General features: G+C 69.1%; 1 protein-coding gene. It reads right to left on the bottom strand.

Features of this window, described 5'->3' with window-relative positions; translation table 11 throughout:
- The coding region (locus OO62_RS38740; protein WP_248782323.1) for a KR domain-containing protein at positions 1–487 on the bottom strand (487 nt) is incomplete at its 3' end.
- Positions 488–508 lie beyond the last annotated feature (21 nt).

The following is a 508-nucleotide window of genomic DNA, read 5'->3' as shown; positions in this document are numbered from 1 at the left end:
CATGCACCACAGCCGACAAACCAGGAAGCGAACCCAACAACTCCGCTACCGCACCACGATCCGCCACATCACACGCCGCGACCTCCAACTCCACACCCAGCGCGGCGAACTCAGCCTCAACCGATTCCAAACCCGAAGCGCCGGCACCACTCCGGCTGGCCAACACCACCCGCTCAGCCCCGCGCCGTGCAGCCCACAACGCCACCCGACGGCCCAACGCGCCCGTACCACCGGTCACCAACACCGTGCCCCGCGGGCACCACACCCCCGCGGAACCGCCACCACCGGCGCGCGCCACCCGACGCACCCACACACCCGAAGACCGCAACGCAACCTGATCCTCGCCCGCCAGCGCACCACCCAGCAGCGCACACAAACCAGCACCCGCCCGGCTGTCCCACCCCTCAGGCACATCCACCAAACCGCCCCACCGCTCCGGCAACTCCAAAGCAGCAACCCGGCCCACACCCCACACCTGCGACTGCACCGCACTCAACACACGATCCGA

Origin of the sequence: Streptomyces lydicus, assembly GCF_000717345.1 — a bacterium.
GTDB lineage: Bacteria > Actinomycetota > Actinomycetes > Streptomycetales > Streptomycetaceae > Streptomyces > Streptomyces lydicus.
Note: the sequence above shows the minus strand (reverse complement) of the source record. Positions and strands in the feature narration are given on the sequence as shown.